This window comes from Thalassovita aquimarina (assembly GCF_018219815.1).
Taxonomy (GTDB): Bacteria; Pseudomonadota; Alphaproteobacteria; order Rhodobacterales; family Rhodobacteraceae; genus Thalassobius; species Thalassobius aquimarinus.
On the sequence record NZ_JADMKU010000027.1, the window covers coordinates 23,834 to 39,961 of the forward strand.

The following is a 16,128-nucleotide window of genomic DNA, read 5'->3' on the forward strand; positions in this document are numbered from 1 at the left end:
AGGAGACAGGCGATGCTGAGCACGCAACAGAAGGCTTTCTATAACGAAAACGGCTATCTCAAGGTCGAACAGGCGGTCACGCCCGAACAGCTCGACGAATTGCGCCGCATAACCTACGACCTGCTGGAGCAGGCCCGTGAGGTCACCGAAACCAACGATGTATTCGAACTGGATACCGGGCACAGCCGCGAAACCCCGCGGCTGACCCGGATCAAGCTGCCGCACAAGCAACACCCCTATTTCTGGGAAATCCTGCGTGGTTCCGGCGTCACCGAGGTTTTGACCGATCTTCTGGGCCCCGACACCATGCTGCAGACCTCGAAACTGAACACCAAGGCGCCCGGCGGCGGCGCGGCGGTGGAATGGCATCAGGACTGGGCCTTCTACCCGCACAGCAACGACAGCATGCTGGCCTTCGGACTGATGCTGGAAGACGTGGACAAAGCCAACGGGCCATTGCAGGTCATTCCCGGCACCCACCAAGGGCCGATCCTGAGCCATCACGCCAACGGCGTATTCTGCGGCGCGATCGATCCCGTCGATCCGCTGTTTGAGGCCGACAAGGCGGTGACACTGACCGGTAAGGCCGGCGACATGACGGTGCATCACGCCCGTATCCTGCACGGATCGGCCCCCAATCTGAGCGACCGTAACCGGATGATCCTGTTCTACGAATGCCACGCGGCGGATGCCTGGCCGCTGCTGGGCGCGGGGTCCTATATCCATTCGCTGGGACAAACCCGGCTGTGGAACGATCTGAACGAGCGGCTGATCACCGGCAAACTGTGCCTGACGCCACGAATGGAACAGGTGCCGGTTACGATCCCCCTGCCGCCGGCCCCGGATGCCAGTTCGATCTTCCGCTCGCAGCAATCGGGCGGCGCCAAGAGCGCCTTCGCCTGAGGCCGTTCTTGTTCAGCCCGGCAGGTTCGAGACCGAATCCGACAGCGCCCGGATCCCATCCCCGGCCAGCACATAGTCGTTCTCGATCCGCACCCCGGCGCGCAATTCAGCGCTGTAAAGCCCCGGTTCGAGCGTGAACACGTCGCCTTCCATGAACACGTCGTCCCAATGCGGGTTGATGCGCGGGGTTTCCACCGGCAAGAGTCCGATCCCGTGCCCCAGATGCGTCGGGAAGGTATGGCCCTGATAGCCGTCGAGGAAGCGTTGCAATTCCTGGTAGACATGGCGGCAGGACACGCCCGGGGCGATCATCGAAAGCGCCAGATCATGCGCTTCGGCCACCCGGCGCGCGGCAGCAAGCTGGGTGGCGCTCCACTCTCCCCCCACCGGGTAGGTGCGGCACAGATCGGAATGATAGCCGTGCAGCATCACGCCGGTATCGATCGGGATCAAATCGCCGGTTTTCAACAGCTCCCGCCGGGGCGAACCGCCCATCGCACCGCCACGGTAGTCGTTGCCAAGCTCGCCGATCTGGTCCCCGGCGGCCGAAATCGCCGCCGCCTGGTAGGCCGCGAAAACGTCGATTTCGCGCGTCCCTTCGACCAGCATCGGTTCGATCGCCGCGAAGGCCGCTTCGCCCGCGGCGGCGGCGGCCTCGATCAGCGCCACCTCGTCGGGGTCCTTGCGCCGCTTCTGCCGCGCCAGCACCGGGCGCATGTCGACCGGATCGACCCGGCCCGCCAGCGGCAATGGCAGCGGACCGTCCATGCCCAGCCGGGCGCCGCCGGGGATCAGGTCCATCAGCTGTTCCAGCGCCAGATCGACGGGATCGGGCCTGAGCGAAAACAGGAAGGCCGGTTCGTACTGGCGCAGTTCGTCCGCGTGGACCGCGCAATCGCTGCCGATCGTGCCGAAGGACAGAACGGCGGGCCCGTCGGTCAGGATTACCCCCGCCGCCGGAAACACCTCGCGTGCGCGGTAATTGAACAGCCGGGTCAGTTGACCGCGGTCCAGCACCAGAAGGCCCGCGCAATTCGCCCGCCGCAATTCCTCGCGCAAAGCGTCACGGCGGGACCGGCAGCAGGAAGCCTTCAGTTCATGGCGCGGGGTCTGGTCCGTCATCGGGTCGTCTCCGTCACTCTGTGGGGCGTCGCGCCCGCGCGGTCATCCGAAAAGGTAACGCAGAAGGTAAAGCGTGCCCATCCCCGCCACGATGGCGAAGACCGCGTTGAACCGCAGCCCCACCAGGAACACTGCAGCCGCCGCGATCAGGCGATTGGGGTCGATGGTGCCACCCGTCACCTCGGGCCACAGCACATGCGGTGTTATCAGCGCGGGAAAGATCGCCACCGCGGTATAGTGCAGATGCGCCATGATCCATTCCGGTATCCTGCGGTCGCCAAGGATGCCCAGAAAGGAAAACCGGATCAGGAAGGTGCCGATCCCCAGCAGGATGGTCACGGTCCAGAAGATGTCCTGCGCAATCATCGCGCCACTTTTCGCTTGAGGTAGAATTCGGTCTGCGCCCCGGCCATCATGGCCAACATCCCCGCCGCGATCAGCCACAGGTTATAGGGCATCCAGCCCAGCACGATCGCGGCCACGACCGACACGAAAGCGGCCACCACATGCGGCAGGCTGCGCAGCATCGGCGCGGTCATCGCGATGAAGCAGACCGGCACCGCAAATTCCAGCGAGAAGACAGGCGGGATCGCCTGCCCGATCACCGCCCCGGCGAAGGTGCAGATGTACCAAAGCGGCGCCACCGCCACCAGCGTGCCGAAATAATAGGCCGCCTTGGCCTGCCGCGTCATTTCGGGTTCGGTTTCGTATTTGCGCACAGACAGCGCGAAGCTCTGATCGACCATCATGTAGGCCACCAGCCCGCGCAGCCAAAACCGCAGATGGCCCAGATGCGGCGCCAGCGCGGCGGAATACATCGCCATGCGCAGGTTCACCGCCAGCGAGGCCATCAGGATGATCAGTACCGGCGCATGGTCCTGCATCAGCGCCACGGCGGTAAATTGCGATGCCCCGGCGATCACCAAAACCGACATCGCCATCACCTCGTAAACCTCGAGCCCCGCATCCCGCGCCACCACACCGAACAGCGTGGCATAGGGGATAACGATGACGATGAAGGGCGCGCAATCAAGAAAACCGCGCCGGAAGATACGGCCCATTTCCGATGTCATTCCGCCCGCCCCGGTTACCTGATTTGCTGCGACTGATAGTGGAGCTTGGCATAAGCCATCCCGACCGCGGTCGCTTCGCAGCGCATCCGGACGTAGACCGTGCCGTCATCGGGATCTTTCTGCACCAGCGACAGTTCTTCCATCCGGTCGCATTGCATCAGGTTACCCCTGAGGTCGTATTTCACCTCGATCGCGGCAATGGCCGACAGTTCCTCGCTGGCGCTGGCGCGGATCTGCTCCATCCGCTGCGCGATCAGTTCGCCCCACTGATCCTTGGCGCGGCGGTAGCAATCGGTGCCCGCCAGGCTGGGCGCGTCGAAAGACAGGCACGACGCCTGCGCTTCCTTCACGCAATCGGCTATTGGTTCGTTCGCTGCGATCCGCGCATCAAGACAGGCCTGTGCGCCATCGAGTCCCCCGGCCCGAGCCGCTGGCGCGGCCAGACAAAGCCCCATCGCGGGGATCGCGACCACTTGAAGAATCTTATTCAAAGCTATGGTTTTCAACTGACTTTCCTGACTTTCTGACCGTAGAACCGGGATTTTCAGCCCCTGTGCGCCTGTTCCTTCTTGAATTTGGTATACCAAATTGCAATCCTGCTTCAAGCACGCAACAGACACTGCGGGAGAGAATCATGTCAGACACGCGCGCCCATAAAAAATTCCGGTCGCAGGAATGGTTCGACAACCCGAATAACCCCGGCATGACCGCGCTTTACCTGGAACGCTACCAGAACCAGGAATACAGCCGGGAAGAGCTTCAAAGCGAACGCCCGGTCATCGGCATTGCCCAGACCGGCAGCGATATCGCGCCCTGCAACAAGATCCACGTCTTCCTGATGGACCGGATCAAGGCCGGCATCCGCGACGGCGGCGGCATCCCGATGGAATTCCCGGTTCACCCGATCCAGGAAACCGGCAAGCGCCCCACTGCGGCACTGGATCGTAACCTCGCCTACCTGTCGCTGGTCGAGGTGCTTCATGGCTATCCGATCGACGGGGTGGTTCTGACCACCGGCTGCGACAAGACCACACCGGCGATGCTGATGGGCGCGGCCACCGTGGACCTGCCCGCGATCGCGCTGAATGGCGGCCCGATGCTGGATGGCTGGTGGCAGGGCAAGCGCGCGGGATCGGGCACCATCGTGTGGGAAAGCCGCCGACTTCTGGCCGAGGGCAAGATCGATTACGATGAATTCATCAGCCGGGTCTGCGCCTCGGCCCCCAGCTTGGGCCATTGCAACACCATGGGCACCGCCAGCACGATGAACGCCATGGCCGAGGCCCTGGGCATGAGCCTGACCGGCAATTCGGCAATTCCCGCACCGTTCCGCGAACGCATGGCGATGGCTTATGAAACCGGCAAACGCATCGTGCAAATGGTCTACGACGACCTGAAACCGTCTGACATCCTGACCCGCGAAGCCTTCGAAAACGCCATCGTGGTCAATGCGGCGATCGGCGGATCGACCAACGCGCCGCCGCACCTGCAGGCGGTCGCCCGCCATGCCGGGGTCGACCTGGACGTGAAGGACTGGGAAACCATCGGCTTCGACGTGCCGCTTTTGGTCAACATGCAGCCGGCAGGCGAATATCTGGGCGAAAGCTTCTTCCGTGCCGGCGGCGTACCGGCGGTGATGGGCGAGCTGCGCAAGGCCGGGCGCATCCATGACGGGGCGATGACCGCCACCGGCAAGACGATGGGCGAAAACCTGTCCGGCTGCGGCAGCGAAGACACCGACGTGATCAAGACCTACGACGCTCCGATGCGGAGGAACGCGGGCTTCAAGGTGCTGTCGGGCAACCTGTTCGACTCGGCGCTGATGAAGACCTCGGTGATTTCCGCGGATTTCCAGCAACGCTTCCTGTCCGAACCGGGTAATGAAGGCGTATTCGAAGCGCGGGCGGTCGTGTTCGAGGGCCCCGAGGATTACCACGAGCGGATCAACGATCCCGATCTGAAAATCGACGAGAAATGCATGCTGTTCATCCGCAATGTCGGCTGCGTGGGCTATCCCGGATCGGCCGAGGTGGTGAACATGCAGCCGCCGGATGCGCTGATCCGGCAGGGCATCAACCACCTGCCGACGGTGGGCGACGGGCGGCAATCGGGCACCTCGGAAAGCCCCTCGATCCTCAATGCCTCGCCGGAATCGGTCGTGGGTGGCGGGCTGGCCTATCTGCAGACCGGCGACCGGGTGCGGCTGGACCTGAACGCGTCGCGCATGGACGCGCTGGTGGACGAGGCGGAGTGGCAGGCCCGGATCGACGGCTGGCAACCGCCCGAGATCGTGAACCAGACCCCGTGGCAGGAAATCTACCGCACCCATGTCGGGCAGCTGGCCGATGGCGGATGCCTGGAACTGGCCACCGCCTATCAGAAGGTGGGCCGCACCCTGCCCCGCGACAACCACTGAACCGCCGGAGACCGGACATGAGCAAGACCATCCTGATCACCGGCGCCGGCAGCGGCGTCGGCAAGGCCACCGCCCGCGCCTTTCTCGATGCGGGCTGGCGGGTCGGGTTCGTCGGCCGTCGCGCCGAGCCGCTGGAGGACGCGGCGACGGGACATGCAAACGCGCTGATCCTGCCCTGCGACGTGCGCGATGAAACGGCGGTCGAGGCCGCCTTCGGCCGGGCGCTGGAAGAATGGGGGCATCTGGACGCGCTGTTCAACAATGCGGGCGTCAGCCTGCCCGGCGCGCCGATCGACGAGATCGCCGTCGACGACTGGCGCGACCTGATCGACATCAACCTGACCGGCGCCTTCATCGCCGCCCGCGCCGCCTTCGGCATCATGCGCCGGCAGGACCCGCAGGGCGGGCGGATCATCAACAACGGATCGGTTTCGGCCTATGTGCCGCGTTGGGGATCTGCCCCCTATACCGCCTCGAAACACGCGATCACCGGGCTGACCCGGACGATTTCGCTGGATGGCCGGGCCTACAACATCGCCTGCGGCCAGATCGATATCGGCAACGCGCTGACCGACATGGCGCAATCGATGACGACGGGGATGCCGCAGGCCGACGGCAGCATCAAGGTCGAGGCAGTGATGGACGTGGCCAATGTCGCCAGCTCGGTCCTGCACATGGCCGGCCTGCCCTTGGAAGCGAACGTTCAGTTCATGACGGTGATGGCGACCACCATGCCCTATATCGGACGCGGCTGAACCTTACGCCGCGCCCTACCCCGCACGCACCCTTTCACGCTGCCAGATATAGATGCCGGACCCGATGATGATCGCGGTGCCGAGAGCGGTCCAGACCGTCGGCAGCGTGCCGAAGACCAGCAATCCTACGGCGGTGGCATAGATCACCTGAACATAGGTCACCGGCGCCACGACCGAGGCCGGGGCGAAGCGATAGGCGAGCGTCGCAAGGATATGGCTGGTGCCGCCCAAGACACCGATGAACAGCAGAATACCCATGTTCAACGGATCGTCCGGCCAAATCCAGTCCTGCAGGGCAATCGGCGCAAGGCAGGCCGTCGCCACGCCGTTCGACCATAGCTGGCTGGTAGAACTGTTATCGGTCCCGGCCAAGAGCCGGGTCAGCACGAAATAGGTCGCCGCGCAGCACAGCGCGCCGATCGACAGGAACACCGCCCAGTGGAATTGCGCACCCCAGGGCTGCACGATCACCAGAACCCCGAAAAATCCGACCACAACCGCGACGAAGCGGCGCAATCCGACCTGTTCGCCAAGGATCGGGATGCTAAGCAGCGTGGTGACGATCGGCATCGCGAAAAACAGCGCGATGGTCAGCGTGATGGGCAGATAACTGAGCGCATAGAAATTGAACATGGTGCTGCCCAGCAGCATCAGCGCCCGCAAAAGCTGCAGCCAGGGACGGTTCGACCGGAAGGCCGAGAGCCCGCCGCGCGGCAGGAACAGCAGCAGCGCCATGATCAGCGCCCCGGCATAGCGGGCAAAGACCACCTGCAATGCCGGCAGCCCCGCCAAGATCAGCCACTTCGCCGAGGAGTCGATCAGCGTGAACAGGAACACCGCCACCGCCATGATCATCACGGCGGCGACAGGACGATCCTCGCGGGGGCTGGCCGCCCGCGCCAATCAGGCGGGCCTTCGCTGGATGTCGTCTTCGAGGAACCAGCGCACGGTATCCTCGAAGGACTTGTCCTGAACAAAGCCGAGCCGCAGCGCCTTTTCGGAAATCACCCGGTTGCGCCAGCTATGCACGATCTTTTCGATCACCGGGTCGGCCTCCCATGTGATCCGCGCCTCGGCCTCGGGACCGAAGACACGGGTCATCGCGTCGATCATTTCGCCCACCGTGTCGCTACGGCCGGGAAGGTTGAGACAGCGGTTGAACCCAAAACCCGCCCCATCCAGTTCCGCCGCGATCACCAGGTTTTCGATGATCGTGCGCGGCGCGGTGTGGAAGATCAGGAAATCGCGGCCCACCGGGCAGTTCGACGCATCGCCCTGCATCGTGTCGCGGAAGATCGAGGACATGAAGCTCGACGCTGCCGCGTTGGCCTTGCCCGGGCGGATCGACACGGTCGGCAGGCGCAGCCCGCGCCCGTCGAGAAATCCCTTGCGGCTCATGTCGTTGAGCAGCAACTCGCCCATCACCTTCTGGCTGCCATAGGAGGTCTGCGGGTTCAGCTCGACCCCGTCGACTATCACCTCGGGTTCCTCCCCGCCATGCGCCGCGATTGAAGACGCATAGACCACCACCGGGCAATTGCCCTGCGCGCGGGCGGCCTGGAACAGGTGGATGCTGCCCATCAGGTTGATCCGCATACCGAGATCGAAATCCGCCTCGGCCGCGCCGGAAACAACCGCCGCCAGGTGATAGATGACATCGAAAGGCCCGTGATCGGCAAACAGCGCCTTGACCGCCACGTCGTCGGCGATGTCACAGGCCAGCGAGGTGACGGGGAACCCCGCCTTGGGCTTTGCCGGTTCCGCGACGTCCATCAGAGTCATCGCGGTGATCGGCTGTCCGCGCAGGGCGCCGTGTTCGGTCAGCTTGCGCGACAGTTTCTGGCCAAGGAAACCGCCCCCGCCGGTGATCAGTATCCGCATACTTCAGTTCTCCCTGCCTGCCGGTCAGCCTGCGGCCCAGCCGCCATCGATGACATGTGCCTGACCTGTCGTGAAGCCGCTTTCATCGGACCCTAGATAAAGCGCCAGCGCGGCGATTTCCTGCGGCGTACCGATCCGGCCCATCGGTTGGCGCTCGATGAAGGCCTTCATCGCTGCCTCGTAATCCCCCGTGGCCCGCAGCCGTTCATGAAGCGACGGACTGTCCACCGTACCAGGACAGATCGCGTTGCAGCGGATGCCCTTGGTGACGTAATCGACCGCGACCGACTTGGTCATCCCGATTACCGCCGCCTTGGTGGTGCCGTAGACGAAGCGGTTGGGCGCGGCCAGGATCGAGGACGCGACCGAGGCGATATTGACGATCGACCCCTTGCCACGCTCCAGCATCCCCGGCAGCGCCGCCTGGATCGAATGGACCATCGCCCGCACGTTCAGGTTCACGGCGAAATCCAGTTCCTCGTCGGTGGCCTCCAGCACGGTACCGCCATGCACGATCCCGGCGCAGTTCACCAAAATGTCGGGCGCAGCCTCGGTGACGGCACCCTGCAGCGCCGCCTTGTCGGTCACGTCCAGCGCGAAGCATTCCGCGCCCGTAAGCCCCACCAGCAGATCACCGTTGAGGTCGGTGGCAGTCACCTGCGCCCCTTCAGCCAAATAGGCCTCGGCGATGGCGCGTCCGATCCCCTGCCCGGCCGCCGTGACGAACGCGCGTTTTCCAGCCAGCCTGCTCATTGGCCCAGCACTTCTGCGAAATAGTCGACCATCTGCGGCACCATGATGTCGCCCTTGCCGTCGGCGATCGCCGATTTCAGCGCGTTATCCGCGGCGACGGACATGCGCGACGGCGCGCCCAGATCCTGCGACATGGTGTTGTAATACCCTACGTCCTTGGACGCATTGGCGACCGAGAAAGCGAGGTCGATCTGCTGATCGGTGGCATAGTTCTTGATGAAATCCATCATGCCCGAACGCAGCGGCCCGGCCGACATCACGTCATAAAGCTTCTGCCGTTCGATCCCGGCGCGATCGGCCATGGCGAAGGCTTCGGACATTGCGCAGGCGGTGGTCATGGCGAAGAAGTTGTTGATCAGCTTGATCGTGTGGCCCGATCCCAGGTCGCCCAGGTGGAACACGTTTTCGCCCAGCACGTCGAGTTCCGGCTTGACCTTGTCAAAGGCGGCCTTGTCACCCGAGCACATGATATTCAGCAGCCCGTCGACCGCATGCGCCGGGGTGCGACCCAGCGGTGCATCGAGATAGATCGCGCCCTTTGCCGCCATGTCGGCGCCGATCTTCTTGGTAGATCCGGGCAGCGAGGTACCGAAATCGATCACGATCTGGCCTTCGCGCACACCGGCCAGAACGCCGTCATCGCCATAGACACGGGATTCGACATGCTCCGAGGTGCCCATGCAGAACATCACGATGTCGGACTTTTCCGCCACTTCGCAGGCATTGGCCGCCTCGGTCGCGCCACGGTCAAGCGCCGCCTCGACCCCGGTGCGGTCACGGTGGCCCAGCACGGTCACCGCGTAGCCCGCCTTCTGCAGGCATTCGACCATCGCCGCGCCCATCAGGCCGAGGCCGATAAATCCAATCTTTGGCTTGCTCATCATTCCAACTCCCTGTCTGGTTAAAGTCATTCGGCCGCCGCGGGATGCGCGGCAGACGGGACATCACATCACCGCGCCGATCTGCCAGGGCACGAATTCATAGTCGCCCAGGCCCTGCGCCTCGGATTTCGATTGCTTGCCCGACGCCACGTCGAGCAGCAGCTGGAAAATCTCGCGCCCGACCTCCTCGACGCTGGCGCCCTCGGTGATGATCCGGCCCGCGTTGACGTCCATGTCCTCGGTCATTCGGTTGAACATCTCGGAATTGGTGGCGATCTTGATCGACGGTGACGGTTTCGCACCAAAGGCCGAACCGCGCCCGGTGGTGAAGGCCACGAGGTTGCAGCCCGAAGCGATCTGCCCGGTCACGGACGCCGGATCGTAGCCAGGGCTGTCCATGAAGGTGAAGCCCTTCGCGGTCACCGGTTCGGCATATTTATAAACACCGGTCAGCGGCGTGGTGCCGCCCTTGGCCGCCGCGCCCAGCGATTTTTCCAGGATCGTGGTCAGCCCGCCCTTCTTGTTTCCCGGGCTGGGATTGTTATCCATGCTGCCGCCGTTGCGGGCTGTGTAATCTTCCCACCAGTGGATCAGCCCGATCAGTTTCTCGCCGACCTCGCGGTTGACGGCACGGGCGGTCAGCAGGTGTTCGGCGCCATAGATTTCGGGCGTTTCGGCCAGAACCCCGGTGCCCCCCTGCGCCACCAGCATGTCGCAGGCATAGCCCAATGCCGGGTTGGCGGTGATCCCCGACCACGCATCCGAACCACCGCATTGCAACGCCACCGTCAGTTCCGAAGCCGGGCACGGTTCGCGTTCGAACTCGTTGACCAGCGGCAGCATCGCCTCGACCTTCTTGATGCCCAGCTCGATGGTCTTGCGCAGCCCGCCGACGTCCTGGATGTTCATGGTCTGAAACAGCGGGCCGGGAGTGATACCCATCGCTTCGACCAGCCAGTCGATCTGGTTGGTTTCACAGCCCAGGCCAGCCATCAGCACGCCGCCCACGTTCGGGTTACGGGCATACCCCCACATCACCCGCTGCAGCGCTTCGAAGCCTTCGCCATTGGTTGCCATGGCGCAGCCGGTGCCGTGGTGGAAGGCGGCCACGCCGTCAACATTGGGATAGGCGGCCAGTTTTTCTGCGGTAAAGTGATCGGCGATCATCCGCGCGGCGGTGGCGGAACAGTTCACGCTGGCCATGACCGCGATGTAGTTGCGTGTGCCCACCTTGCCGTTGGGGCGGCGATAGCCCTGGAAGGTCGCCGGTTCCTGCGGCTCCGGCGGACGCAGGTTGGTGCCGAATTCATATTCGGCATCCACGTTGCGGAATTCGACGTTGTGGGTGTGTACGTGATCGCCCACGGCGATATCGCTGGCGGCATAGCCGATGATCTGGGCGTATTTACGCACCGGATCTCCCTTGGGGATCGGGGCGGTGGCCATCTTGTGACCGCGGGGGATCACGGCGGTGGCACCTTCGTCACCGACTGCCAGTTGCGATATCGCCGTAACGACATTGTCGGCGGGGGAAAGACGAACGGTTTTCAAATCATCACCTTTTCTTTGGGGCCCGCCCCCTGCCGGGGCGGACGTCTTTTCGTTCAGTTGCGGATCGTCTCCGGTCGGCCAAGTCCGGACACCGCCCATACCGGGCCCACACAGCGGCCGGCACGGGGGCATTCCGTTTTGTCCATGATATCAACACCCTACAGGAATATTGATATCATGTTCGGCCAGATCAGCAGCACCGACAGCGCCAAAAGCTGGATGCCGATGAACGGCAGGAAGCCCTTGAAGATGTCGGTCAGGGTAATATGAGGCGGCGCCACCGATTTCAGGTAGAACGCAGCCGGTCCGAAGGGTGGTGACAGGAAACTGACCTGCATATTCATGCAGAATACCACCCCAAACCAGATCGCCACGTGGCGCGGGTTCAGTTCGCCGATGAAGCCCAGTTCCTCGACCGGCAGACGCAGCACGATTGGCAGAAACACCGGCATCACCAGAAGAACGATACCGACCCAGTCCATGAAGGCGCCGAGGAACAGGAAGATCACCATCATCACCAGGATGATGCCCATCGTCGGCAATTCCGCCCCCACGATCGTATTGGCGATATAAGTCGGGCCGCCGGCGATCGTATAAGCCCCGGCCAGCGCCGTCGCGCCGATCGTCACCCAGATGATCGTACCGGTCGCACGCAGCGTCCGCTTGAGGCTGTCCCACAGCAGATGGAAATTCATCTCGCCGCGCATGGTGGCGATCACGCCAACCGCGATTACGCCCATGCCGGCGGCCTCGGTGATGCCGGTGATGCCGCCGTAGATCGACCCCAGCACCACGCCGATCACCACGATCGGCGCCACCAGGCCCTTGCCCATCTGCCAGCCAATCCTGATGCGTTCACGCCCCGCGATGAAGAAGAGAACGCCCAGGAACAGCGCCAGAGCGATCCCGAATTTCAACACGAAATCGGGGGTCCCGAAGGCGATTGAATCGACGCCTTCCAACGCGGCGTTCTGCCCGGTCAGGGTAAAGAACAGCGCCCGCAGGAAAAGTACCGACGCGAAACCAGAGGCGACCAGCAACAGGAATGTGCCGAACAGCGCGGCCTTTTCGCGTCCTTCTGGATCACCCGGTTTCTTTTCCGGCAGCGGCGCCTTTTCCGGATTCAGCTGGGTGGTGACGATGATGTAGATGATAAAGAAGCTCGCCAGCATGAAGCCGGGCAGGAAGCTTGCCGTGAACAGCGCCTTGATCGAGGTATCGGTGATCAATCCGTAGATGATCAGAACAATCGACGGCGGGATCATCGTCCCCAGCGAACCCGAGGCGCAGATCGTGCCGATGGCCAGGTTCTGACTGTAGCCAAGCCGCAGCATCTGCGGCAACGCGATCAGCCCCAGCAGGACGACTTCGCCGCCGATGATGCCCGACATCGCCGCCATGATCACCGCCATGATCGAGGTCACGATGGCGATACCGCCACGGGTCCGTGCAAGCCAGATGTTTAGCGAATTGTACATCTCGCCCGCGATGCCGGAGCGTTCCAGCAAATTGGCCATGAATATGAATAACGGGATGGATATCAGCACATAATCCGTAAGCAGGCCATAGATGCGCTGCGCCAGGATATTGAGCGGCCCCGCCCCGAAATTTCCGAACAGGAAGTCCGGTCCGAATTTCATCAGCAGGACGCCGGCCGCCAGCACCGCCGAAGCGAAGCCAAGCGGCATGCCGATCGCCAGCAGGAGCAGCATGGCAAGCAGCAGGATCAGAGAGATGGTTCCAATGTCAAACATGTATTACGACCCCTTCGCCGTGTCGTCCTGAAGATCTGCGAGATCGTGTTTCAGTTCTTCGATTTCCGCCTCGTCAACGGGCGCGTGATGTTCCGGGGCCTTGTTCCAATCCGCGATCAGGTTGGCCAACGCCTGGATCGACACCAGCAGAATGACCAGCAGAACCATCGGCTTCATCGTGGCCGGGATCGGCGGATCGAATGCGGTGCCGAAGGTTTCCCACCGCAGGATTTTCGCCTGCGCCTCGTTCAGACCGCCCCAGATCATCGAGATCGTGAAGGCCCAGATCAGCGCCACCGACACCGTGTCCGACAGTTTCTGCGCCCAGCCCGGCAGGATATCGTAAAGCAGGTAGATACGGATGTGGCTCCGTTGCTGCATGGCATAAAGCCCGGAAAGCAAGAAGATGAACCCAGCCATCCACAGCGAAAGCTCATTCGCCCAAAGTGTCGGTTTTTCAAAGACGTAGCGGACGACCACCTCATAGAACATCACCGACACCAGCAACAGGATCAGCATCATCGCGACCCGTCCCAGGAAGAGGCTTACATTATCCAGCAGCCCCTCTGAATCTGTCTCCAACGCGGAAACGGTAACACTGCGCACCCCCAGAACGATCGCAACGATCACGACGAGCGCCGCCGCGTAGTCGGCGAGGCCCGCCGGAGCATAGGTTGAGGTGATCGCATCATTCGCCCATCCGAAAGCCAGGATGAATTTCGGAAAGTTCCAGACCACGTATGCCATTGCTGCCACGAAGACAGCCGGCCAAAGCATTTCTCGATATGTTTCGTTAGCCCGCACCAACAAAGCCCCCCGATGTTTCTTGGTTATACGAGAAAACAGGCGGACCACCCCGAAAGCGGCCCGCCTGCCTGACCGTCAGGTCTTATTCCGCGACCAGGCCCAGTTGGCTCAGGAACGCGGTATGGCTGTCGACGAGCGCACGCGCTTCAGGGGTCTTGTCAGCCCAGCCCTGCCATGCACCCTGCGCGGCCTTGCGGAAGGCAGCACGGTCCTCGGGCGACCAGTCGTGGATGGTCACGCCGGCAGCTTCCAGTGCCGCCTTGGCTTTCAGATTTTCCACGTCCATCGCCATGGTCAGCTGGAACGACAGTTTCTGCATCGCCACGTCGAGGATGCGGCGATTCTGTTCGCTCAGACCTTCATAGGCGTCGATGCGGCAGGCCAGGTGGTCCGACGGCATCGAATGGAAGCCGGGATAGGTGGCGTGCTTGACGATGTCATACAGACCCAAGCCAACATTGTTGGCCAGCGTCGACGCGTCGGCGCCGTCGATGATACCGGTTTCAAGCGCGGTGAAGATTTCGTTGAAGTCCATCACGATGGGGCTTGCGCCCATCGCCGCGAAGATTTCGGTTTCCAGGCCCGGCGGAGAACGGAATTTCCAGTCTTTCAGGTCTTCGGGGCCGCGCAGCGGCTTGGACGAGGACATCGTTTCCTGGCCGTTGATCCACCAGCCGATCAGCTTCATGTTGTACTGGCCATAAAGCGCGTCGGCCGCTTCGAAGCCACCGCCGTGATACAGCCAGGAATACTGCTGCCACGGGGTATCATAGCCGCCCATGATGTCGCCGACGAATTGGAACGCGGGGTTCTTGCCGGTCTGGTAGGCACCGCCGGTCATATCGCAATCCAGAATCCCCGACGACGCGGCGTCGAAGGTTTCCACCGACTTCACGACCGAAGACGAAAAGAACATTTCGATCTTCAGGTCGCCGCCCGACATCGTTTCGATATCGTCGATGAAGCCCTGGATCTGCTGTCCCGAAATGGTTTCCGGTGCATAGTGTGTTTGAATCCGCAGAGTATCAGCGGTTGCGGGCACGGCAATCGTTGTTGCAAGCGCCGCTGCGAGAATGGTCGATTTCATTTGGACATTTCCTCCCTACGACTGTCCCCGGCAAGTCGGTCAAAAGGTCTCCTCCACCCTGTCCGAACAACCGGTTTTCAACGAACGCCGACCCAAATCGAATCCGCGCTCGTTTTTTGGTATACCATTCACCTCGCCATTTGGTATACCAAAAACATAGCCAAGCCACGGAAATCTCGTAAACGGTCCATCTTCCGCGGCTCGGGGAGGAAACGGCATGACAGCGCCTACATTGGCAGACCAGATCGCGAACCGCCTGCGCCACGCGATATTGCTGGGAGAACTCGCTCCCGGCTCCAGCGTCGGCGAACGCGACTACGCTCAGAAGATGGGAGTGAGCCGCACTCCCATGCGCGAAGCGATTCGCATCCTCGCGAAAGAAGGGCTGCTGGTCCTGCGCCCTTCGTTCAGCCCGGTGGTCGCCGATCCCAGCCTGAAGCAGGTCGAGGACGAACTGACGATCATCCGCGCTCTGGAAGTCCTGTCCGGCGAACTGGCCTGCGCCCATGCCACCGAAGCCCAGATCGGCGCCATCCGCGCGCTGCATGAACGCATGGTCGTCCTTGCTGAGACGGAAGAGATGCTGCAATTCTTCGAAACGGACATGGCGTTTCACCGCGCCATCGCACGGGCTTCGGACAATGCGCGGCTAGACGAGTTGCACGGCCAGTTACTCGCCCGCCTATGGCGGGTGCGGTTTCTTTCGGCGCGTCAGGCTTGGGATCGCGACCGGGTGCTGAAACAGCACACACTGATCGTCGCCGGGCTCGAAGCGCGCGACGCGGATCTGGTTCGGCTGGAAACCGACAGCCACATCCAGCATATCAAACGCAATATCCAGGGGCATTTCCGCAGGGAAAGCCTCTGACCAACCGATCAAAGGAAAAAACATCCATGAAACTTCTACGTTACGGCCCCAAGGGTCAGGAAAAGCCCGGCATTCTCGACGCGGACGGTAATGTCCGCGACCTGAGCGGCAAGGTCGATGATTTCGCGGGCGAAGCCGTGTCGCTCACCGCGATCGACGCGATCCGCGCCATCGATATCGACACCCTGCCGGTGGTGACACCCGAGCGCATCGGCGCCTGCCTGGCCGATGTGCCGAATTTCTACTGCATCGGGCTGAACTACGCCAAACACGCGGC

16 protein-coding genes and 1 pseudogene are annotated in these 16,128 nt (G+C 62.6%); 5 read left to right on the forward strand and 12 right to left on the reverse strand.

Annotated elements, in window-relative coordinates; translation table 11 throughout:
- Positions 1–12: 12 nt before the first annotated feature.
- Complete coding sequence (locus IT775_RS19655) at positions 13–903, forward strand: phytanoyl-CoA dioxygenase family protein (RefSeq protein WP_212702949.1); 891 nt, start codon at positions 13–15, stop codon at positions 901–903.
- A 12-nt stretch (positions 904–915) separates the two neighbouring features.
- Here the strand turns inward: IT775_RS19655 and IT775_RS19660 are convergent, their stop codons facing one another.
- From IT775_RS19660 to IT775_RS19675, 4 genes are read right to left on the reverse strand one after another with little or no spacing between them, the layout of a single operon-like run.
- Complete coding sequence (locus tag IT775_RS19660; protein WP_212702950.1) at positions 916–2,025, reverse strand: M24 family metallopeptidase; 1,110 nt, start codon at positions 2,023–2,025, stop codon at positions 916–918.
- Positions 2,026–2,067: 42 nt separating this feature from the next.
- Entirely contained in the window at positions 2,068–2,391 is a 324-nt protein-coding gene (locus IT775_RS19665; RefSeq protein WP_212702951.1) for an AzlD domain-containing protein, read from the reverse strand.
- Entirely contained in the window at positions 2,388–3,086 is a 699-nt protein-coding gene (locus IT775_RS19670; protein WP_246525758.1) for an AzlC family ABC transporter permease, read from the reverse strand. Before IT775_RS19670 ends, IT775_RS19665 begins: the two co-directional genes overlap by 4 nt.
- Positions 3,087–3,112: 26 nt before the next feature.
- Entirely contained in the window at positions 3,113–3,589 is a 477-nt protein-coding gene (locus tag IT775_RS19675) for a hypothetical protein (RefSeq protein ID WP_212702953.1), read from the reverse strand.
- Positions 3,590–3,732: 143 nt separating this feature from the next.
- On the opposite strand from IT775_RS19675, the gene IT775_RS19680 reads away from it, so the two are divergent.
- Complete coding sequence (locus tag IT775_RS19680) at positions 3,733–5,514, forward strand: IlvD/Edd family dehydratase (protein ID WP_212702954.1); 1,782 nt, start codon at positions 3,733–3,735, stop codon at positions 5,512–5,514.
- 17 nt (positions 5,515–5,531) lie between these two features.
- Positions 5,532–6,269 carry an SDR family oxidoreductase gene (locus IT775_RS19685; RefSeq protein ID WP_212702955.1) on the forward strand — a complete coding sequence of 246 codons (738 nt, stop codon included), beginning with the start codon at positions 5,532–5,534 and terminating at the stop codon, positions 6,267–6,269.
- A 15-nt stretch (positions 6,270–6,284) separates the two neighbouring features.
- Here the strand turns inward: IT775_RS19685 and IT775_RS19690 are convergent, their stop codons facing one another.
- From IT775_RS19690 to IT775_RS19725, 8 genes are all read right to left on the reverse strand, one after another.
- Positions 6,285–7,172 carry a DMT family transporter gene (locus tag IT775_RS19690; RefSeq protein WP_246525760.1) on the reverse strand — a complete coding sequence of 296 codons (888 nt, stop codon included), beginning with the start codon at positions 7,170–7,172 and terminating at the stop codon, positions 6,285–6,287.
- Positions 7,173–8,150, reverse strand: coding sequence for a D-erythronate dehydrogenase (gene denD, locus IT775_RS19695; RefSeq protein ID WP_212702956.1), 978 nt, complete (start codon positions 8,148–8,150; stop codon positions 7,173–7,175). It abuts the gene before it with no gap.
- 24 nt (positions 8,151–8,174) lie between these two features.
- Entirely contained in the window at positions 8,175–8,903 is a 729-nt protein-coding gene (locus IT775_RS19700; protein WP_212702957.1) for an SDR family oxidoreductase, read from the reverse strand.
- Complete coding sequence (locus IT775_RS19705) at positions 8,900–9,784, reverse strand: NAD(P)-dependent oxidoreductase (protein ID WP_212702958.1); 885 nt, start codon at positions 9,782–9,784, stop codon at positions 8,900–8,902. Before IT775_RS19705 ends, IT775_RS19700 begins: the two co-directional genes overlap by 4 nt.
- A gap of 63 nt (positions 9,785–9,847) precedes the next feature.
- On the reverse strand, positions 9,848–11,335 hold the full coding sequence (locus tag IT775_RS19710) for a UxaA family hydrolase (protein ID WP_212702959.1): 1,488 nt from the start codon (positions 11,333–11,335) through the stop codon (positions 9,848–9,850).
- A 158-nt stretch (positions 11,336–11,493) separates the two neighbouring features.
- A complete protein-coding gene (locus tag IT775_RS19715) occupies positions 11,494–13,089 on the reverse strand; it encodes a TRAP transporter large permease (protein WP_212702960.1) in 1,596 nt (531 codons plus the stop codon).
- Positions 13,090–13,092: 3 nt separating this feature from the next.
- Positions 13,093–13,866: a TRAP transporter small permease subunit gene (locus IT775_RS19720; RefSeq protein ID WP_246525762.1), complete on the reverse strand. Its 774-nt coding sequence runs from the start codon at positions 13,864–13,866 to the stop codon at positions 13,093–13,095.
- A 112-nt stretch (positions 13,867–13,978) separates the two neighbouring features.
- Positions 13,979–14,983, reverse strand: coding sequence for a TRAP transporter substrate-binding protein (locus IT775_RS19725; protein ID WP_212702961.1), 1,005 nt, complete (start codon positions 14,981–14,983; stop codon positions 13,979–13,981).
- 217 nt (positions 14,984–15,200) lie between these two features.
- Here IT775_RS19725 and IT775_RS19730 point away from each other — a divergent pair, with 217 nt between their 5' ends.
- Together IT775_RS19730 and IT775_RS19735 are read left to right on the forward strand one after the other, a co-directional pair.
- A complete protein-coding gene (locus tag IT775_RS19730) occupies positions 15,201–15,851 on the forward strand; it encodes a GntR family transcriptional regulator (protein WP_212702962.1) in 651 nt (216 codons plus the stop codon).
- Positions 15,852–15,877: 26 nt separating this feature from the next.
- Positions 15,878–16,128 (forward strand): annotated as a pseudogene (locus tag IT775_RS19735) (2-hydroxyhepta-2,4-diene-1,7-dioate isomerase); the annotation flags it as partial.